General features: G+C 49.8%; 16 protein-coding genes. 8 read left to right on the top strand and 8 right to left on the bottom strand.

Going from position 1 to position 20932, the window contains the following annotated elements; all coding sequences use genetic code 11:
• Positions 1-35 precede the first annotated feature (35 nt).
• Together hslV and L0Y31_RS14180 are read right to left on the bottom strand one after the other, a co-directional pair.
• A complete protein-coding gene (hslV, locus tag L0Y31_RS14185) occupies positions 36-575 on the bottom strand; it encodes an ATP-dependent protease subunit HslV (RefSeq protein WP_234733734.1) in 540 nt (179 codons plus the stop codon).
• 186 nt (positions 576-761) lie between these two features.
• Entirely contained in the window at positions 762-2513 is a 1752-nt protein-coding gene (locus tag L0Y31_RS14180) for a pyruvate dehydrogenase complex dihydrolipoamide acetyltransferase (protein WP_234733733.1), read from the bottom strand.
• A gap of 196 nt (positions 2514-2709) precedes the next feature.
• Between L0Y31_RS14180 and L0Y31_RS14175 the strand changes: the two genes are divergently transcribed.
• The 3 genes from L0Y31_RS14175 to treY all read left to right on the top strand — a co-directional run bounded on the left by L0Y31_RS14175 (position 2710) and on the right by treY (position 8577).
• Positions 2710-3312 (top strand): hypothetical protein, encoded by a 603-nt coding sequence (locus L0Y31_RS14175; protein WP_234733732.1) that lies wholly within the window; start codon positions 2710-2712, stop codon positions 3310-3312.
• A 33-nt stretch (positions 3313-3345) separates the two neighbouring features.
• The gene (locus L0Y31_RS14170) at positions 3346-4155 is read left to right on the top strand and encodes an NIPSNAP family protein (protein WP_234733731.1); all 810 of its coding nucleotides are present in this window, start codon (positions 3346-3348) and stop codon (positions 4153-4155) included.
• 195 nt (positions 4156-4350) lie between these two features.
• Positions 4351-8577, top strand: coding sequence for a malto-oligosyltrehalose synthase (gene treY, locus L0Y31_RS14165; protein WP_234733730.1), 4227 nt, complete (start codon positions 4351-4353; stop codon positions 8575-8577).
• 59 nt (positions 8578-8636) lie between these two features.
• Here treY and L0Y31_RS14160 read toward each other — a convergent pair whose 3' ends face one another.
• From L0Y31_RS14160 to L0Y31_RS14150, 3 genes are read right to left on the bottom strand one after another with little or no spacing between them, the layout of a single operon-like run.
• Positions 8637-9692, bottom strand: a complete 1056-nt coding sequence (locus L0Y31_RS14160) for a methyltransferase (protein WP_234733729.1) — start codon at positions 9690-9692, stop codon at positions 8637-8639.
• Between the two features lie 53 nt (positions 9693-9745).
• Positions 9746-10063: a 2Fe-2S iron-sulfur cluster-binding protein gene (locus L0Y31_RS14155; protein ID WP_234733728.1), complete on the bottom strand. Its 318-nt coding sequence runs from the start codon at positions 10061-10063 to the stop codon at positions 9746-9748.
• Between the two features lies 1 nt (position 10064).
• Positions 10065-11069 carry an NAD(P)/FAD-dependent oxidoreductase gene (locus L0Y31_RS14150; protein WP_234733727.1) on the bottom strand — a complete coding sequence of 335 codons (1005 nt, stop codon included), beginning with the start codon at positions 11067-11069 and terminating at the stop codon, positions 10065-10067.
• Positions 11070-11278: 209 nt separating this feature from the next.
• Between L0Y31_RS14150 and L0Y31_RS14145 the strand changes: the two genes are divergently transcribed.
• Entirely contained in the window at positions 11279-12010 is a 732-nt protein-coding gene (locus tag L0Y31_RS14145; protein WP_234733726.1) for a DUF4412 domain-containing protein, read from the top strand.
• Between the two features lie 70 nt (positions 12011-12080).
• Here the strand turns inward: L0Y31_RS14145 and L0Y31_RS14140 are convergent, their stop codons facing one another.
• Positions 12081-14102, bottom strand: a complete 2022-nt coding sequence (locus L0Y31_RS14140; protein ID WP_234733725.1) for a sialate O-acetylesterase — start codon at positions 14100-14102, stop codon at positions 12081-12083.
• Between the two features lie 166 nt (positions 14103-14268).
• Entirely contained in the window at positions 14269-15513 is a 1245-nt protein-coding gene (locus L0Y31_RS14135) for an ABC transporter permease (RefSeq protein WP_234733724.1), read from the bottom strand.
• Between the two features lie 221 nt (positions 15514-15734).
• Between L0Y31_RS14135 and L0Y31_RS14130 the strand changes: the two genes are divergently transcribed.
• Together L0Y31_RS14130 and L0Y31_RS14125 are read left to right on the top strand one after the other, a co-directional pair.
• On the top strand, positions 15735-16997 hold the full coding sequence (locus L0Y31_RS14130) for an asparagine synthetase B (protein WP_234733723.1): 1263 nt from the start codon (positions 15735-15737) through the stop codon (positions 16995-16997).
• A 463-nt stretch (positions 16998-17460) separates the two neighbouring features.
• Complete coding sequence (locus tag L0Y31_RS14125; protein WP_234733722.1) at positions 17461-18132, top strand: hypothetical protein; 672 nt, start codon at positions 17461-17463, stop codon at positions 18130-18132.
• A 111-nt stretch (positions 18133-18243) separates the two neighbouring features.
• Here the strand turns inward: L0Y31_RS14125 and L0Y31_RS14120 are convergent, their stop codons facing one another.
• Positions 18244-18495 (bottom strand): hypothetical protein, encoded by a 252-nt coding sequence (locus L0Y31_RS14120; protein ID WP_234733721.1) that lies wholly within the window; start codon positions 18493-18495, stop codon positions 18244-18246.
• 609 nt (positions 18496-19104) lie between these two features.
• Between L0Y31_RS14120 and L0Y31_RS14115 the strand changes: the two genes are divergently transcribed.
• Both L0Y31_RS14115 and L0Y31_RS14110 read left to right on the top strand, forming a co-directional pair.
• Positions 19105-19890, top strand: a complete 786-nt coding sequence (locus L0Y31_RS14115; protein ID WP_234733720.1) for a hypothetical protein — start codon at positions 19105-19107, stop codon at positions 19888-19890.
• A gap of 2 nt (positions 19891-19892) precedes the next feature.
• Positions 19893-20873, top strand: a complete 981-nt coding sequence (locus L0Y31_RS14110; protein ID WP_234733719.1) for a hypothetical protein — start codon at positions 19893-19895, stop codon at positions 20871-20873.
• The last annotated feature ends 59 nt before the right edge of the window (positions 20874-20932 follow it).

Raw genomic sequence — 20932 nt, 5'->3', positions numbered from 1 at the left:
GACGTCTTGACGGAGCTCCATTAATCCAATTTTCTTTACACCGTCTCGACTGTCAAGTTATGGTTGGTATAAATACAAATATCAGCGGCAATGTGCAGGCTTTCGCGCACCATTTCTTCCGCACTGAGCTGGGGCGCATGTTTTTTCAGGGCAATGGCGGCTGCTTGCGCATACATACTTCCCGATCCAATGGCGGCTACACCGCTGTCAGGTTCCAGTACGTCGCCCGTTCCGGAGATAACCAGCATGTCTTCTTTAGTTGCTACGATCAGCATGGCCTCCAGCTTGCGCAGGTAGCGATCGGTCCGCCAGTCTTTTGCCAGCTCGATAGCGGCCCGCTTCAGGTTTCCACCGTAGCCGTTCAGTTTTTCTTCAAACCGTTCGATCAACGTAAATGCATCGGCGGTTGAACCCGCAAAACCCGCCAGTACTTTTCCACCCAACAGCGTTCTTACTTTGCGAACGTTGCTTTTTGCAATTGTATTGCCCATTGTCGCCTGCCCGTCGGCCCCCAGCGATACCTGTCCGTTATGAACGATCCCAACGACCGTTGTAGCGTGAATTGGTTGTTGCATCTTAAATCAAAAATAGAGGAGCAATGTTACTAATTTCAACGCATCTTCGCCGAAAATCTTCGCCAATAGCTTTTTGTTGAGTCTATACCCCATAAAACAACGGTGACACCCTTTTGTACGAGGTGTCACCGTAAAAATTTAGTATGAATAATTGATCCTTAAAGGAAAAAGGCGTTTTCTTTGGCCTTAAACCAGCATTTTCATTGGATCTTCCAGGAAGCCTTTCAGCGTTTGCAGGAAAGCAGCACCGCTCGCGCCATCAACCGTACGGTGATCGCAGGAGAGCGTTACTTTCATGACATTGGTTGGCTTAGCGACCTCGCCTTCAAACTTAACCGTCTGTTTGATGGCACCAACCGCCAGAATACACGAATCAGGTGGGTTGATGATGGCCGTAAACTCATCGATACCAAACATACCTAGGTTCGAAATTGAGAACGTACTGCCTTCCCAGTCTTTCGGTTGCAGTTTTTTGTCTTTCGCTTTTCCGGCCAGTTCTTTCACTTCTCCGGCAACGGTTGACAGCGTTTTCTGATCGGCATTGCGAATAACGGGTACTAACAAACCTTCATCAACCGCCACGGCGACTCCAATGTTGACGTATTTGTAACGACGGATCTTGTCGCCCAACCACGAAGAATTGACGGCCGGGTGTTTTTTCAGGGCCAGCGCCGCCGCCTTGATCACGAAATCGTTGAACGACACCTTCGCCGACGCGACTTCGTTGACTTTACCGCGCAAATCGATTGCTTTGTCCATGTTGATTTCCATCGTCAGATAGAAATGCGGTGCTCCAAACTGGCTTTCGGTCAAACGACGAGAAATCGTTTTACGCATCTGCGTAACCGGAATATCCTCGTACTCGCCCGACGCAGGTGCACTCTGAGCGGCTGGTGCCGGAGCCGACTGAGCGGCCGGTGCTGCTTTCTCCGCTGGTTTTTCGGCGGGTTGCGCTGCGGGGGCTGCTTTTTCCGAAGGCTTGAAGGTTTCCACATCGCGTTTCACAATGCGTCCTTCCGGCCCAGTTCCTTTCACTTCGCCCAGACTGATTCCTTTGTCTTCGGCAATGCGTTTGGCCAGCGGAGACGCTTTAACGCGGTCGGCTTCAGCATTGGCCGAATGGCCTTTATCGCCGCCACCGTAAGAAAGATCCGTATCGGCGTTGGCGGGTAGGTCCGCCTGCGGGTTTTGCTCCGCCGTGGATGAACCCGATGAGGAATCAGACGATTCACCCGATCCGGAACCTCCTTCTATCAATACTTTAAAGTTGGCCCCTTTTTCACCGATGACCGCAATAACGGCATCCACCGCTACGGCATCGCCTTCTTTAACGCCAACGTATAACAACGTGCCTTCTTCGTAAGCTTCCAGATCCATTGTTGCCTTGTCGGTTTCGACTTCGGCCAGAATATCACCGGACTTAACGGTATCGCCTTCTTTTTTCAACCACTTAACGAGCGTGCCTTCGGTCATGGTATCGCTCATTTTTGGCATTCGGACAATCGTTGCATTGACATCCTCGGCGGGAGCTGCGGCGACCGCCTTCTGATCGGGCAGTTCGGTTTTAGACGCTTTCTCGTCTGCCTTCCCTCCTTCGGGGGTAGGGGCGGGCGATGCTTCTTTCTTTTCGTTTGCTTTTGGCTCTTCGGCGGGGGCACCGTTGCCACCATCACCATCCAGCAGCGCCTGATAATCTTCGCCTTTTTCACCAACCACCGCAATGACGGCATCGATGGCTACAGCCTGGCCTTTTTCAACACCAATATAGAGAAGCGTTCCTTCGTCATATGCTTCCAGATCCATCGTAGCCTTGTCGGTTTCAACTTCGGCCAGGACATCGCCGGACTTGACGGTATCGCCCACTTTCTTATGCCACTCGGCGATGACACCTTCGGTCATGGTGTCGCTCATCTTAGGCATCCGGATTAATTCTGCCATATGCGGTTTTGTATCGGATTATTCTGTGAATTTCTTCAAAGCCCCAAAATTAGCGGAAAGCCCGGAAAGTTGGTTAACTTGGCCAAAGTTTCCGCTCAGGAAGCGATCAGGAACTTACTGAAAGTTTCTTAGCCAAGATGCAAGAAACACTATTTTAAGAGTAAATACTTGATTATCAAACAGCTATTTAATTCAGATGAAAAAGCAGACCCCGTATCTGAATTTTGGTTTTAGTGCATTTTTGTTACTGCTGTTACTTCTGACTGGCTTTTTGGCCACATCTCAAACGGTCGACAGCTTACAACAAGCGCCCGTACTTAGCGCACCAAACGCGGCATCCCTCACCCCTTCCTACACGGAACCGGCACAGGATGACCTGTTCATGCCGGGTGCTTTTGCTCTTTTATTCATAGCGGGCTTTTTCTTTGTTTTTGCCGGGATTGGTGCCATGCTGACGCTTCTTTTTGTGCTGGGTATTGCCGGGCTTGTTTCGGTAGGGATGCTGTCGGCTTCCATCCTGGTGGGGATTCACCAGAAATCATTCGAAAGAGGCTTCCGAACGCTGGTAATCCTTTTTTCTGGTTCCGGGGGGTTGGTTTTAGGTGCGGTTAGTCTCTTTATCGCCAATGAATTTTTTCACTGGTGGACAACGAAATCAGCGCTTTTAATCGGCTCGGGCAGTGGGGTTTTTGCCGGTCTTGGCCTGGGTTTTCTGGCCCTTCTCATCCTGAAACGGCTAACTGATTTTTTAAAACAGCGCTTTCAATTCTTGTCTTATTCAAAACAAACTTTGTCCTAAATTCCAAGACTTTATCATTCGGTTTCAATTTCCATGTCTACTTATTCTAAAACATCGCACGTTCTCTTTTTTTCGCTTGCTTTTTTGCTGGTAGCGAGTGCTATTCAGGTGGTTGGGTTCGCTCCAAAACGCGAGTTTTACCAACTTAAAATTTATCACCTTAAAGACGACAGCCAGCAGGAACGCCTGGAAAAATACCTGGAACAGGCTTATTTGCCCGCCCTGCACCGCGCGGGTGTCGGTAAGGTGGGCGTTTTTAAGCCCGCGCCAGCCGCCGCTACGGGCAATACTCCTGCCGAAAAGCTGGTTTATTTGCTGATCCCGTTTAAGTCGTCCGAGCAGGTTTTCCGGCTGCCCGAAACTTTGGCCAAAGATAAGCAGTACCAAACTGCCGCCCAGGATTACATCAATGCCGAATACAACAACCCTGTTTTCAGCCATTTTGAAACGATTGTGATGGAAGCTTTCGCCACGATGCCAACCCTCGCAACGCCTTCGCTGAAAGCCAGCCCAGCCGAGCGGGTTTACGAACTGCGCAGCTACGAAGCCGCCACGGAAAAGCTGCACGAAAACAAAATCCGGCAGTTCGATAATGGCGAATTAGGCATTTTCAAGCGATTGGGTTTTAACACCATTTTTTGTGGGCAGGTTAAAGCGGGGCATCACATGCCGAACATGATGTACATGACCTCCTTCGAAAACAAAGCGGAGCGTGATGCCCACTGGAAAGCCTTCAGCGCCGACCCGGAATGGAAAAAACTCAATTCCCTGCCCGAATACGCCCATAATTTTCTGCGAGCAGACATCTTTCTGCTGCACCCAACTGCTTATTCGGAGATTTGACCTATTTCTTCCCACATTGCTCAGGCCCGCTTTCCCTTCCGAGAGCGGGCTTTTTTTGCGCATATCCGGGTAGAAAAAAATAGGAAATGGCCCAAAAAAATGGATTCAGTAACCTTTCTACCTAGTAACGGTTAATCATTTGGTTTAGCTAGTAGCGCTTTTCTATAACAATTGCTGATTATTCACTACAACACCATGTACAATCCTGTCTCAACGTATCGAATACAATTCCATAAAGCATTTACCTTCAGCGATTTTGAAAATATCATTGCCTATTTGCAAAAATTAGGCGTGGGCACAATCTATGCCTCTCCCCTTCTCGAATCAACGCCCGGCAGCACCCACGGCTACGACGGTGTCAATCCGCACCAGATTCATCCCGAGATTGGCACCGAAAAACGCTTGAAAGCCATTGGTAAAAAGCTGCAAAAAAACGGCATGGGCTGGCTTCAGGATATTGTGCCCAACCACATGGCCTACCATGTTGGCAATCCGTGGTTGATGGACGTACTGGAAAAAGGGCCGCTTTCGCAATATGCGCCGTTTTTCGATTCCACCTGGACCAGCTCCTTTTATCAGGGTCGCATCATGATTCCGTTTTTGGGGGCACCTTTGGCAGAGGTCATTGAAAAAAAGCAACTCAAGGTCAGTTTTCAGGACGGGCGGCTGGTGCTGCGTTATTTCGAAAACGATTATCCGCTGCACCTTAGATCCTACGCGACCATTCTTCAGGCCGGCGAAAACCCCGGTGATAACATTCAGCAACTGCTTGATCAGCTCACGCAACTGCAACGCGTGGATGATGCCAAAACTTACGCACTGGAAGTAACTGAATTTCAGCAGCAACTGGCCTCGCAGACGAAGCACCCAGACACTAAAAAGTACCTTCAAAGCTGCCTGAAAGCGATCAATGGCAACCCAGAGCAGCTACAACAGATTGCTGATTCCCAGGTTTACGAGCTTTGCTACCACCAGGACACGGATCAGCGCATCAATTTCCGCCGTTTCTTCACGGTCACCAGCCTTATCTGCCTGAATATTCAGGACGAAGCGGTTTTTCAGCATTACCACCAGCTAATCAAGTCGTTGCAGGATATTGGGATTTTCCAGGGCTTACGCATCGACCACATTGATGGGCTGTATGATCCAAGCCAGTACCTGGCCCGCCTACGGGAGCTAACCGGCGAAGAAACGTACCTTACTGTCGAGAAAATTCTGGAGCCGGGGGAACCCCTGCCGCAGAACTGGCCGATTCAGGGTAGCACAGGATATGAGTTTTTGGCCCTCGTCAACAACTTATTTACCAGACAGAAAAGCAAAGCCGATTTCACGGCCTTTTATAACGATCTGGTCGGAAAACAAACGCCAGTTCAGGAGCAGATTCACCAGAAGAAAGCGCATATCCTGAATAATCACATGGTTGGTGAGTTGGAAAACCTCTGCCAGTTTTTTATCGAATCGACTTTAGTTAGTGAGGACGAATTAAATACGGTTTCGCACGAAGAACTCAAAGAAGCTATCGGGGCAGTGCTGATCCATTGCCCGGTTTACCGCTATTATGGCAATCGCTTTCCGCTTGATTCCTCCGAAGTGGCGGCGGTTAAGGACATCTTCGACCAGGTTCGGAAAGGCAAGCCAAAACTGGCTACCGCACTCGGGCTACTAGAAGCTAGCCTCCTTCATAAGCCCTTGGATAACAATCCCGAATACAACCACCGGGCCTTGTCTTTTTACCAGCGTCTGATGCAATTCACGGGGCCGCTTATGGCAAAAGGTGTGGAAGACACGCTCATGTACACCTACAACCGGTTTATCGGACACAATGAAGTGGGCGACGCTCCGGAGTCGTTTGGGCTATCTATTTCTGACTTCCACCAGCAAATGGAAGATCGGCAGAAATACTGGCCACTCGCTTTGAACGCAACCTCAACACACGACACCAAACGGGGTGAAGACGTTCGGGCCCGTCTCAACGTCCTCACGGATATTTCTAACGAATGGTTTGCCACCGTTCAGGAATGGCAACAAATAAACGCTAAGCTTAAAAAAGAAAATTCGCCCGACGAGAACGATGAATATTTTATTTATCAGACTTTAATTGGCGCTTATCCAATGCCGGAGCAGGGTGAAGATGATTTTGGACAGCGCATTCAGGCGTATCTGGAAAAAGCCTTGCGCGAAGCTAAAAGACATTCTCAGTGGGACACCCCTGATGAAGCCTACGAAGAAGCGGCTAAGGCTTTTGCTACCAACCTGTTAAATCCCAAAAAACCATTCTGGAAGAGCTTTCAAAAGCTTCATCGGAAGGTGGCGGATTTTGGAATTATCAATTCGCTGGCCCAGGTACTGCTTAAGGCGACCTGTCCCGGCGTACCGGATATTTACCAGGGAACTGAGCTTTGGGATTTAAGTCTGGTAGACCCTGACAACCGCCGTCCGGTGGATTATAACCAGCGTCAACAATGGCTGGAAAGTCTGGAAGCCAACGACGAAGCGCAGACCGAAGCCCTTTTGACGGAGCTTTGGCAGAACCGCTACGACGCCCGCATCAAACTCTGGCTGATTTATAAGTTACTGAATGAACGCAAGCAACAACCTGATGTTTTTGCGGAGGGCCAGTATATTCCGCTAACGGTTAAAGGAGCTTATAAAGAGCATGTTATGGCGTTTGCCCGGCGCCATAAGCAGACTTGGTACGTAACTGCGGTTCCTTTACACCTGGCCTTTTTAAGCCAGCAACAAAAACGCGATGCATTGGCTGTCGACTGGAAAGATACCCGCATTGTGATGCCTCCCGAAGCGCCTTTGGAATGGTGCAACGAGCTAGCCAATACGAGTGGAAAATTTGAAGATGACATTGCTGTTAATCTGATTTTCAAGCCTTTTCCGCTGGCTTTACTAAAATTGCAGCAGCCTATCAACAACCGTAGCGCTGGGATTTTGTTATCGCTTACGTCGTTGGCCTCCCCTTTTGGCATTGGCGACATGGGGCCCGCTGCAACCGAATTTGCGGATTTTCTGAGCCGTAGCCGCCAGACCTACTGGCAACTGTTACCCCTTAATCCAACGGAACAGGGCCAGGGACACTCTCCTTATAGTTCCATTTCCAGCATGGCTGGTAACACCTTATTGATTAGTCCAGACTTATTGGCACAAGAGGGTTTGCTGGATTCAGAAGCACTTGTTCAGCATCATTTGCCACCTAGTGATAAAACCGATTACACCAAAGCGGAGCGGGTAAAAAATAAACTTTTTGACGAAGCATACCAGAATTTCAGCGAAGGAAGAGCCGAAGGGCTCCAGGTTGAGTTCAACCTCTTTTGCGAACAGGAAGCGTACTGGCTGGATGATTTCGCTCTTTTTGTCGTCCTGAAACAAAAGCAGGATGACAAAGCCTGGTTCCAGTGGCCCAAGCCTTTTAAACTGCGGGAGCCGGAAGCGCTTGCCACGTTTACAGCAGAAAATCAGCGGGTATTGGACCAGACCAAATGGCTTCAGTTTATCTTCGCCCGGCAGTGGAAAGACCTCAAAGCGTATTGCAACAACCTGAATATTAAACTATTCGGCGACCTTCCTTTTTACACCAGCTATGATTCGGCGGATGTGTGGGCGAATCCGTCAATTTTCAGTGTTGACGAAGAAGGAAAAATGATTGGCGTGGCGGGCGTGCCTCCCGATTATTTCAATGCCGAAGGGCAGCTTTGGGGAATGCCCGTTTTTCGGTGGGATGTGTTGAAAGAGCAGGGTTATTCCTGGTGGATCGACCGCCTTCGAAAAAACATGGAACTCTATGATTTACTGCGCCTTGACCATTTTCGGGCTTTCGCCAATTACTGGGAAGTTCCCTCGTCTGAAAAGACGGCCATCAACGGCGAATGGAGACAAGGACCGGGTTCCGATTTCTTTCTGACGATGCAACAGGCGTTGGGAGAGCTTCCGTTTGTGGCGGAAGATTTGGGCGATATCAACGATGCGGTGTATGAATTGCGGGATGAATTTATGCTTCCAGGCATGAAGGTGTTGCAGTTTGCCTTCACCGATGATATGATCCATTCTGTTAACGTACCCCATAATTTTACGCCCATTGGCATTGCCTATACTGGTACGCATGACAACAACACAACGCGCGGCTGGTACCGCCAGGATGCGACCAAAGAAGAGCGAAAAATGCTGGAAAGATACACGGGCTACCCAATTTCGGATCGGAATGTGCACCAGGTGCTGAGTCGGATGGCTTATGCGTGCGTTGCCAAGATTGTCATTCTGCCCCTTCAGGATGTGTTGGGTCTCGATGAATCGGCTCGCATGAATACGCCAGCCTCCACGAAAAATAACTGGGTCTGGCGGCTTCTGCCGGATCAGATTACGCCCGCTTCCGAGGTCCAGCTTCGGGAATGGGTGTTATTGTATGGCCGGGGCTAAAATTGAGTTAATGAAAAAGGCCGCCGCCCTCACTAAGGGCGGCGGCCTTTTTTTAGTGGTTAAACCGGCTTTTTCGCCCAGATTAATCCGTAATCCATTTGCGTTGGGATGTTTTCGTCCGTTGGCACCAATCCCGCTTTTCCCAGCCAGCCACGGTATTCTTTTCGGCTGTAAATCCGCCCTTTCGTTCCCCAGAAAAGCTGTGCCGAATAATCGGTAGCGGCTAAGGGACCATCCAGCGTATCATTCAAAAAAGCATCGTGCACCCATAATTCACCGCCCGGACGCACCGCTGCGGCAAAACGGTTGGCTAAATGCTGGCAGGTTTCCGTCGGCCAATCATGGAAAAGGCTGGCGGCCAGCAGCAAATCGGTTTCCGGTAGTTCATCGACCAGCATATCACCGGGCTGAAACGTCACTCGTTCACGAACCGTATCAGCGCCGGGCCGACCACTTTTTCCAAAGGCATCCAGCAGTTCCGCCGCCACGTTCAGCACCTGCTGGCGGTCAAAAACGGTGGCCGTTGAAGTCGGGTTAGCCAACAACCATTCGTAGGTAAAATAACCGGTTCCGCCCGCTACATCGAGCAGATGGCCGTCGCGTTTGCTCATCCGGGCCGCCACAATGGGCGACAGGTGCTGCGCCCGTCCGGCCAGACCCAGCGTCAAGGCGCGGGCCAGGGCCGGATCGTCCATCGGCGAAGGACCTTCGCCTTCTTTCACGAAGGAAATACCCGCTGAAATGTCGCGCGGTCCGTCGTTTTGGAGACGCTCCACCATTTCCAGCACGCCCGAATCGTCTTTTTCCAGACCGACATACCCAACCAGATTGGGGTTTCCTCCCTGGGTCAAAAAGCGCCCCAATGGGGTTAGGGACAGGTTTTTCGCCTCATCTATGGCTAAAAAACCCATGGCGCAAAGAGCGGGAAAGAGCACCATCGCCGGTCGGTCGGCCAGGTGCATGCGCGTTTGTAACTCACTGAAGCTGACGGGTCCTTTATCCAGAATTTCGAAAACGTCCAGATGATTTACCGCCGCAATTAAAAGCCGGGAACCGAACATGGCGCGCAAATGGCGGGTGATCGGAGCCAGATCGGGTTTAGTCATTTCATGCATGAGAGATAGCCATTCTTTTTGCAAATATTTCCTTTTCCGGCCTAAATCCCACCTTATTCACTGCCTCTTATGCGAAAAACTGCTCCCTCCAGATTTTCATTGACCCGTAACTGGCAGGCCAAACGACTGGCAGAATCAGCGTCCGGCAGGGTATCCAGCATGTCTAGTTCGGCATCGTTTGCGGATGGCAGGGCCTCTTCGCCTTCCAGCACCTGAACGTGGCAGGTAGCGCACAAAGCCATGCCGCCGCACGTGGCCAGAATATTGTACTCCGACGCTTTCAGCACTTCCATCAAACTCAGGTTAATGCCTTCCGGGATTTCCAGCGTTTGCCGACTACCATCGCGATCTTCTATGGTGAAACTGATCATCTTAAAAAGTGGGAATGCCGTTAACGGTGGTGTATTTAAAACTCAATTTCTGATTGGGGTAAACAAACTTAAACGCACTCTGGCACATGAGCGCCGCTTCGTGAAAACCGCACAAAATCAGTTTCAGCTTGCCCGGATAGGTGTTGATATCCCCAATGGCATAAATCCGTTCCACATTGGTGGAATAATCCGTTGTATTGACGTTGATGGCGGATTTGTCGATCTGCAAACCCCAATCGGCAATGGGACCCAGTTTAGGCGTTAGTCCAAAAAGCGGAATCAGGTTATCGGCTTCCAATTGCGTTACGGATTTGTCTTTTGCCGTAATCGTCACTTCCTGCAAATGCCCTGTTCCATCAATTTTGGTGATATTCGACTGTAGAATTAGCCTGATTCGTCCCTGCTTCGCCAGTTCAAACACTTTCTCCGCCGAGTCGGGCGCTCCCCGGAATGAATCGCCCCGGTGCACGAGTGTTACTTCTTGGGCAATATTGGCCAGAAAAACGGTCCAGTCAAGGGCTGAGTCGCCGCCGCCAGCCAGCACTACCCGGCGACCACGGAGGCTTTCCGGGTTCTTCACCATGTAGGCAACGCCTTTGCCTTCAAACGCTTCCAGGTTTTCAATCTCCGGTTTCCGTGGTTCGAAGCAACCGAGTCCGCCGGCAATAACCACCACCTGGCAATGCACCGCTGTTCCTTCGTTGGTTTTGACGATCAGCGAGCCATCGGCCTGGCGGTCGAGGCTTTCCACGCGTTCTCCCAGCGTAAACGTAGGGTGAAACGGGTTGATTTGTTCCATCAGATTATCAACCAGCTCCTGCGCTTTTACTTCTGGATAGCCAGGAATATCGTAAATCGGCTTTTGCGGATAAATCTCGGAGAGTTGCCCACCCACCTGCGGCAGCGCATCAATTAAATGGCAACGCATTTTCAAGAGTCCTGCTTCGAAAACGGCAAACAAACCCACTGGGCCCGCGCCGATAATGCACATATCTGTTGTTATCATTTTTTGAGTAAGTTCTGCTTGCGTATAGGCATGGCCGCCCCGCCAGAAACTTTTTTAATCAGGTGAATCATTCGACCGTAAAGGTAAACGCCCGAGCCTCGGAAAGGGTTGAAAACAAACTATGATAATTCAGAATGAGCAATAAGCGTAGAGAATACCTGTTCACTAACTTTATTTGTAAATTGCCTGTTGATAACCCCTCATTAACCATGAAAAAAATTTCATTCCTCCTGATCGCTCTCTTGCTGGCTCCTTTCGTGCAGGCCCAGCAAGGGTCTGTTGAGTATAAAATCAGCATGAAGAGCGGTAACCAAAACATAAATTCAAGCAGTGTGATGTACTTCTCCAACGGTAACGTTCGCACGGAAATGAGTATTCCCCTTCCGGGCGCCCCCAAGCCGATCAAGCAAACGATGCTTCTCCTGACGAGCAAGCCCAACACGGTATATCTCCTGAATGAGGCGACAAAAACGTACACCGAAAACGCGACCAACACCGCCTCTAAAACCAATCCTGGGAAAATAACCGTTAAAGTACTCGGTAAAGAAAAAATCCAAAACATGAACTGCACGCACGCCGTGGTTACCACCGATAAAGGAAATGTGGAAGTCTGGACGACCAAGGAAATTCCAGGCTACGAAAAACTGATTTCTTACTGGAGTTCCAGCAAAAACTTTGGCGTAGATAACATGTACAGCGAATTGAAAAAGAATGATGCTGAGGGCTTTTTTGTTCGGATGCAGAACAACGCCGCGCCAGGAGGCATGGTTATGGATCTGGTTCGCTACGACACGAAAGCCATCCCAGCCTCGCAGTTTGAGATTCCCAAAGATTTTAAAAAAGGCATGTCATACGATCCCGAAAAAATGAAAAATATGTCACCGGCGGAGCGGCAGAAAGCCGTGGAAGAAATGATGAAGCAATACGGCCTCAAGCAATAAGAGGAACAGACTTTATAACGAAAAGAGCCCTGCTATCAACGGGGCTCTTTTTTAATTCATTATCTATCCTTTATTGAATGACAATTTTCCTGACCAGGGTTTCATCTTCCCAGCTCAACCGAAGCGAATAGACGCCCGGCGGGACTGACCCGACCTCCAGATTGATGGAACGGCCCCCGGACATTGTCTGCCGAAGCAAGGTGCGTCCCGTTAAATCCACAACGGATACCTGAAGTTTCTGGAACTGGTGTTTTTCCGGTATGTCGCACTGGAGAGAAGATCGGGTAGGAATCGGGTAAACCCTCAAATTTTGCACTGAAACCGGCTCTATACCCAGCACCAAGGGGGTCACTTCCGCCAGGTTTGAGAACGGCGACTCGGCTTTGGCGTTCACGGAAGCTACCCGGTAGTAAAACCGCTGGCTATTTCCGGGTACAATCCGGTCTGAGTAAGCAAAGGTTCGCGCATTTACCTGGGCAATTTCCTTAAAATTGTCTGGCGTATTTGCCGACCGTTCGATGCTGTATGCATTGCCTTCGGCAGCGCCCTGATCCCAGTTCAGGTTGATTTGTGTATCCGATATAGCCTCGGCTATCAGGTTCAGCGGGGGCGGCGTGGCGGCAGCAATGGGGTATTTATAAAAGGTCAGTGCCCGCATACCCCGGGAGTTTTTGAGTACGGGTCCGTTGTAATAAGGCGTGACGCTGCTGCCAAAAAAGTCCGGCAGATACGTGATCGTTTGGGCTTTAATCTTTTGATTCAGCTTCAGGACAATTCGATTTCCATCGGCCCGGCCACTATCAACCAGCCGATCCTGCTGGCGGCTTACATCGTAGTCAAAGTAGAGAAAAGTCCGTAAATCCAGGATGTAATTACCCGGACCATTGAATGAATTATTAACCAGCGCCGTATCCTGCGTCCAGACCATTTTTGCGGAAGGATCAAACTCCAAGACTACCTCCTGCTGATCGGGAGTCAGGTAATACGCGCGTTGGATGGCTGGCGACGAAATTTCCGTAGTATCGGTAGAACCGTAAAAATCCCGCCCTAAAAGCCGGGACAACTCTACCGCAAATTGCTTGTAGCCAGCATGTTGGTAGTGAACCCCATCATAGACAGGCAAGCCCACCGTCGCGATGGCTTCCGTGTTTGGATACAGGTAGGCCATCCGCCGTTGAAGATCCCGTACCCAACCAGCCCTGGCGTTTGGATCGGCCAGCAGGTTCAGTTGGGAAACATAGATTTTCTTGACATTCTTGTAGTCGGCTTTCCAGTTCGCAAACAACGTATCGATTCCTTTGTCGTAATCGATGGCACTCCCTCCCCCGGCTTCGTTTTCCCCCTGCCACCACGCAATAGCCTTTATTTTGTCCGCAACCCCTGCCTTTCGCGCCCGGTACAGCAGCCTTCCGTAAATCGTTGACAGATCGGTAGGGTTGTTTTTGTTACGGGCTATGTTTGCCCAGATGCCCGTTCCTCCCATGGCTCCGTTGAGGATGCAGGTTGGCATTTGATACGTTTCGAGAATAATGCGCTGAATCTCTGTGCCCACCAGCCCAGCCTGCCCGCTCATGCTATTGGAAACCCGCCAGAGCGTATCGCCGGGTGATTCGGTTCCGTAGCTGCCAAAAGTGCGCAGGAATTTGTTGGTATAGCTGTAATTTTCGGGGTAAAATACAGCAATGTTTGACTGGCCAGCCAACAAAAAAACGTCCCCGCACAGAATGCTGTCCCGCGAAGCAACCAGCAGCGAATCCCGACCAGCTACGGCATACAAGCGAAAACTATATTCGTTTAGGCCTGCCTCGATGGTTGGGTTAAACGCAAACTGAGCCTGGTTGCCATTTCTAACGGTTGCCCCCCGAACGTTTTTCCATAGCCTCCCATTTTGATAAATAAGCAGCGAAGCCGTGGAATAAGTCGCTGACTGGAACTGACCCGCCACGGGAACCTCCGCTTTGTTTTGGGCATCCCTGGGATAAAGTTGCTTTTGGGCAGGCCACTGGCGCCAGGTCACGTTTACTTGGGCAACGGACGAAAAGGAAGAAATAATTAACAAAAATAAACCTATGCAGGGAAACAGGTGCTTCATAAGCAAAGAACTCCAAGCCTGCAAAAATGTTAGTAATTAAGCTGTTGTTCAGAATAAAAAAAGGTTAAAACGAATTTTAACCTTTCCCTATCAGCAAATGCGCTAAAATAGTTACCTTTTCTTTTGTCTCCTTTTTGGTTTGGCGCGCTGCTTCTGGCTCCCATCGTTACTCATAGCGTAAGGCTTCTATAGGATCTAGCTTGGAAGCTTTGAAAGCTGGATAAATTCCCGAAAACAGCCCCACTACAACGCAAACAACAATACCTACAGCCATCCAGAACCAGGGCACAATAAACCCTCCTTTTCCCTGCATGATGATGGATGAAATCAGGTTGCCAATGCCCAGGCCCAGCACAATACCGCCGATGCCTCCCATAATACAAATGACGATGGCTTCAATCAGGAATTGCTCCCGGATCCGCTGCGGCGTGGCTCCCAGCGACTTACGAATCCCGATTTCCCGCGTTCGTTCTGTAACGGATACCATCATGATGTTCATCAGCGCAATGGAGGCTCCCAGCAGTGTGATGAACCCAATGCCAAATCCTCCAATACGCAGGTAGCCTGTAATGTCGCCAAAGTCTTTGGCCAGTTCATCGGCCCGTTCGATGGCAAAGGAATCTGGTTTTCCCAAAGGATCACGGCGAATTTGCCGCATCATGCCCCGCCCCTCGCCCATGGCTGTTTCCTGGTCTTCCAGACTAGGCACGGAGCCGGTAATGTCAAAGGTCAGGGTCCGGCCTGCGGCCAGGGCGCGGGCATTTTCCAGCGGCAGCAACACCAGCCGGTCGTCACCACCTCCCGAAAAACCGCCTTTTTTCTCTAGTACGCCAATTACTTTGTATTTCCCACCCAATACTGAGATTTCCTTGTTCAACGGATTGGCGTTTCGCTCGAATAATTTGCCAACCAGTTCATTCCCGATGATGACCACATTCAGCGCGTTTTCCAGATCATTGGGCGAGAAATTACGTCCTAACTGCAATTTATACGCTTTGACGCCCAGATAATTATCTTCTACGCCCACCACCTGAACGTTTGGATTGGTTTTTTTAGAGGCGTACTTTACCTGACCGGCTCCCGTCACTGCCGCCGAAACGGAAACCAGCGCGCCGTAGCCATCCCCGAACCGCTGCTTAAAGGCCATGGCCTGGTGGTAATCAATGGGCGGCGACTGCTTCTCGGTTCGTCCACCGGAGCGGCGGTACAAACGAGGTTGCGTGATGCTAAACGTGTTAGCTCCCAGCCCGGAAAAGCTATCGTCCACCGAGCTTTGCAGCCCATCAATGGCCGTCAGGATCCCCACCAGTGAGGTAATCCCAATGGCGATGATGGCCGAAGTCAGAATCGTTCGCAGGCGATTCGAGGCAATTGACCGAAGCCCTTCCCGGATATTTTCGAGTAAATCCATAGCGGCAATGAATTAATGACGGCAAGAAACAAATTGAAGCTAGACAAAACTAATCGGTTAGGGGATTCCGGTAAAATTCTATACCTTTAACCTTTCCTCCCCAAAGTCCTTACTCCCGGTATTCGTTCCTCCTTTCTAAAACAATTGAATATAATTGAACTTATATTCGTTAGAAACGAAGATTACAAATCTAATACGGTACAAATTTAAATCAGATACCGATGAAACGGTTGCTGCTACCACTTATACTTTTTTTGCTGCTTACGGCCCCGGCCTTTGCGTCAAAAATTCTGGTTCCCATGGACGAATCGCAGAAGAATCACCTTAAGGCCTACGGGATTGCTTACTGGGTTCTGAAAGACTTCGAAATCGAAATCGACTGGTTACTTAACTACCGGGGCGGGAGCTTTATGATGCCTGTCAATCAGAAGTTTATCAATGAGATGGTAATTCGGGGCATCAGTTATGAAGTAATCTCGGACGCACAAGGGTCCCAGATTCTGGCCCAGATTGCTTCCCCCGACGCGAACATGGATGCCGTAAAATTACAGAAAGTCCCGAAAGTTGCCGTTTATTCGCCAAAAACCAAACAGCCCTGGGACGACGCGGTAACGCTCGTGATGACCTACGCCGAAATTCCTTACGATATCGTTTATGACGATGAAATTATGGAGGGCAAGCTGGCTCAGTACGACTGGCTGCACTTGCACCACGAAGATTTTACCGGCCAGTTCGGAAAGTTTTACCAATTCCGCGACATGCCCTGGTACGTGGCCCAAAAGCGGGAAGCCGAGCAGATTGCCCGGAAACATGGCCTGACGAAAGTCTCGCAACTAAAGCTATCCGTTGCTAAGAAAATTCGGGAGTATTGCCTGGGAGGCGGTTATATGTTTGCCATGTGTAACGCCACGGATACCTACGACATTGCCCTGGCGTCGCATGCTACCGACATTGCCGAATCCATTTATGACGGCGACGCGGCAGACCCGGCTGCCAACAGCAAGCTGGATTTTAATCAGACGATGGCCTTCCGTAATTTTCAGGTATATACTAACCCCTACCTGGTTGAGTTTTCCAACATTGACAATCAGCCCGACGAGCGCGGCCTTACCGAGCAAAACGACTATTTTACGTTGTTTCAGTTCTCGGCCAAATGGGACCCTATCCCGACCATGCTGACCCAGAACCACGCCAACATCATTAAGGGGTTTATGGGCCAGACCACCGCTTTCAAAAAGAATCTGATCAAACCGGAAGTGATCGTTTTAGCTGAAAGTAAGGCAGCCAACGAAGCGCGGTATATTCACAGCCCTTACGGAAAAGGATTTTTTACGTTCTACGGTGGCCACGATCCCGAAGACTATCGCCATGAAATCAATGAAGAGCCAACCGATCTCGCCCTGCACCCAAACTCAGCGGGCTACCGGCTCATTTTGAACAATATCCTGTTCCCGGCGGCAAAAAAGAAGAAGCAGAAAACTTGAGAACGGGTAAAAAGGTCAAGTAACAACGCCTAATTTCGGGCGTATCTACAATCAATTTTAGTAAAATGGGTCTGCTTACGAGTAGACCCATTTTACTATGTTCAAACGCGTCCTGCTCCTCATCTTTTCATCTCGGCTTCGGCTCTTTTCTTCTGCCGGGTTGCCTTCCAGGCGATGATTACAACTGTCCCGCACCCAATGCCAACTTCGCCGTAGAAATTAGTCTAGAACTGGAAAATGGACAGGTCTTCTCGACACCACTAAAGATATTTCCATCATTCAATAGCAATGCTGTTTTGATTTATCGGTCAGATTCTGGCGTTTTCAGATTCTTTTCCGGCACCAAATGACACCCTTTTTCATGGGCTTGTTCGCCATCTTTGTGCAGTTTATTGACGACCGCTTTAACGCATCATTTATTTTTAGTAGCTTAAAATCAGTCGTCTAATCCACACCACATTCCATGAAAATTATCCAGTTCGAATTATTGACCAATGATCTGAACAGCACGCAGGACTTTTACGCGGGCAAGCTTGGTCTGCCGCTGCTAGCCCGCCGGGCTGATTCGTATTTGTTTCAGGTTGGCTGGAGTTCGCTGCTGTTCCGCCTGACTGATCAGCCCGTCGCGTCCTACCATTTTGCATTTAATGTTCAGCCAGGAACCCTTGATCAGCTTGTTAACCGGCTGCCGCTTTCCTTCTTGGATGCAGGTCAACCTGGAGAGCCTATCGCCCATTTCCCCGACTGGAAGGCGCGTGCCTGCTACTTTCAGGACCCGAACGATAATGTGGTCGAATTGATTGAGCGGCGGGACGCGGCCTATGCGGGCGCTCTTTTCTCCCCCATCCAGGGCATTAGTGAAGTGGGTTTGGTAACCGATGATGTACCCAGCCTATCCCGGCAGTTAACAACGGCATATAACCTGGAACAATTTGATAAGACATTGCCCAAAGAAGACTTCAACGCCATTGGCGACGATTTTGGTTTGTTTATTCTGTCCCAGACCGCTAGAAAATGGTTATTTACGGATATTCCGGCGCTTGCCCAACACAGCCGGGTGTTATTTACAGACCATTACAACGTACCGCACTTGTTGACGACAAGCGCCCAAGATGAGGTTTTAGTAAGCCTTTGACAGGATTCAGAAACCTGTATGAAACAACAAAACTAATTTCAAGCCCGCTTTCCAGGTATCAACCTGTCAGCTTGGCCCTTCGATTCTACCCCTTAAGTAAATCAGAATTACCTAGTTTTTAATGGGAGGCACCATGGTAGGATTGGCATCCGCCCCTATCGTTTGCACTTTATCCAACACGCGGTCCGTTAAACTCAAGGTCAAAATCGCTATTGTAGCGCTTACACTCATGCCTGCTATGATCGACACCAGCGCAATGACGATGCGGTGCAGATAAGGCTTCCAAAAGTCAATTTCCATCAAGAAATTAGCAGCCAGGAACCAGACTACCAAAAAAACGAAAACTGTGAATTGTTTTTTCATTCGCTGAGTGAATTAAAGAGATAGAATTTTCTGGAGCAACTCCAACACTGAAAGCGCCTTACCGGCAAAAAAGGAAGCAATTGCTTCAAGAGAAACGGTCTCGGGATCCGCTCCACTGTGCTAAAATGGCAGGCAGGACATTTTAAGGACATAGGTCAGTATCGTTACGAGTAAGTCTTTCGAATATTATAAAATAACTGCCTAGCTGCCAATGCCTTAACCCTAAAGTACAATAAAATATGATTATAAGTATACGAAATCTACTGTTCGGTATCATGCTTCTAGGCGACATGCTCCTTATGAACGCTTAATCGATGGCACCGACTTTCTTCTCCTCCTCAGGAAGTCCTTCTTTCCGCCTATTATCTTTTGCGGTCTAGCTCTAAATCCAACGTTAATACCGGAAGCAAATCGCTTTTTCGCTGCACTGATAGGCATTTGCTGTTGAGTTGCTTCCTATTAAAACTACAATTCAGGCATGGATTAGCCACAATTGCCACAGCAATATGAGCAAATCATGCAGGACTTAATTGTCATGCGACCCGCAAGGTGCTAGGTTTGTCAACGAAACAACAACAAATCTACTGAATCGCTTCGGCGAAAAACACCATGAAAAAGCTCGTTTTAGTTACTCTGTTCGTCTGGATCATTGCCTTGCTCGTGATGCCAGCCAAAGCCCAGCAGAAACCCGTTGCCAAGCCAGCGACCGCCAAGGCCAAACCACAAAGTTCCGCCGTCGCGTCTAGCAAACTCACTACCAAATCGACCGCTGCTAAACCAACAGTAACCAGGCCCGCAACTGCCGCCAAGCCTGCTCCCGCAACCAAGCCCGTCGCGGAAAGTACCCCAGCGGAAACCACCTCACCAGCGGCAGAAACCAAACCGGTAGCCGATAAAACGAGTACGCCGGTTGGCAAAACAGCCTACGCCAAACAATCTTCGCCTCGCGCCAGCAGTTCACGCAACGCGTATCTGAACGCAGGACTCGGTCTTGGCTCTTACGTCTATGCCGGCATCCCAATTGGCGCTTCGTTTGAAGTTGACATACAGGATAATATTTCTGTCGGTGGCTCTTTTGACTTCGCCAGCTCTGGATACGATTATGGACGGTATACATTCATGTATTTCGGTGCTCGTGGCTCCTACCACCTCGGCGAATTATTGAATGTTGATAGCAAATTTGATCCATACGTGGGCCTTTCACTCGGCTTCCGGACAGCCCGCTACAAAGACACCCACGGCCGTGGTTATGACTACGTTAACTCCTACGGCAACGGCCTGTTCTTCGCTGGTTACATTGGTTCCCGGTATCTGTTCTCCGAAAAATTAGGTGCTTTCGCCGAAGTAGGTTATGGGGTTGCCGCCCTGCGTTTAGGGATCACCGCAAAGTTTTGATCATGAAAAAGACGAGAACGTTTGTTTTTATTCTTTTGGCGGGCGTTAGCGGCGTACTTTTCGAAGCCTTCCGCCCCGCCGACATCCTGGCTGATTTAGGCATGAATCCTGCCAGTACGAAAGAACAAATCATAGCTAACCTAAAGCATACGGATTACTGGAACTTTCGGACGACCAGTACCATGCGCCAGATGGCCCGGCAAATCCCCGAAGGCTCACGGGCCGCCGCCGTTCAGGCACTGGGCAAGGTTGTACGCATGTTCGTTGAGTCTGCCGAATGTCAGCAAGCTTACCGCGAATGGATGAAGTCAAAATACCCGGTTGATTCCGAGAGTGATTACGACCGGCTTCGGGCGCAGGGGCAGTCGGAAGAAGCATTGAGAAAAACCTACCAGAATAGCCTCCAGCAAAGCGTAGCGGCAACCAATCAGGCGATGGCCCAACTCTCCCCGGAAATGCTGGCGATGGCGCTTAGTGCCCAGCTCCAGGCTACGGAACAGGAACTGGCCAGCCTGACGGGTGAAGAACGGACCGCCAAAGCGCAAGAAATTAATAGCCTGAAAAAACAACTTGCCCTGGCCAAAACCAATCCGGCGCAGTTCAAAAAGCAGTATCTCGCCACCATCAACCAGCAGGCCAGCCAGCTCATGGCTGAAAACGAGCAGGAACTGGCCAACGCCCGGCAGCAGTCCGAAAAACGCAAGCAGCAGCTAGCCGAACTCAAGGCGCACTCGGAGGTGAAGCCCGTAGTTAAACAACGTCTCCGCGACTTTATTGCCCTGAGCAGCACGGTTGATTTTGAGGCCAAAGTAGTGCCGATGGGTTACAAGAAAGAATTTGTGAATCCGGTCTACAAGAATAAGGGCAGAGATTGGAAATTTCTGTACCGCCTGGGAAAAGAACCCGTGATGGCTGCCCGCGCTTTTGCGCAGAACTGGCTGAACGAGTTGGAAAACAGCGGCTCAACGGCTAAACGTAACTAAGTAAGTTCATTTAACCAACAAGGCTCAGACCTGGCACAAAGGATTTTTTTGCGCTTCAG

Origin of the sequence: Tellurirhabdus bombi (assembly GCF_021484805.1) — a bacterium.
GTDB lineage: Bacteria > Bacteroidota > Bacteroidia > Cytophagales > Spirosomataceae > Tellurirhabdus > Tellurirhabdus bombi.
The sequence above is the reverse complement of the archived record's forward strand: the minus strand, read 5'-3'. Positions and strand labels throughout refer to the sequence as shown.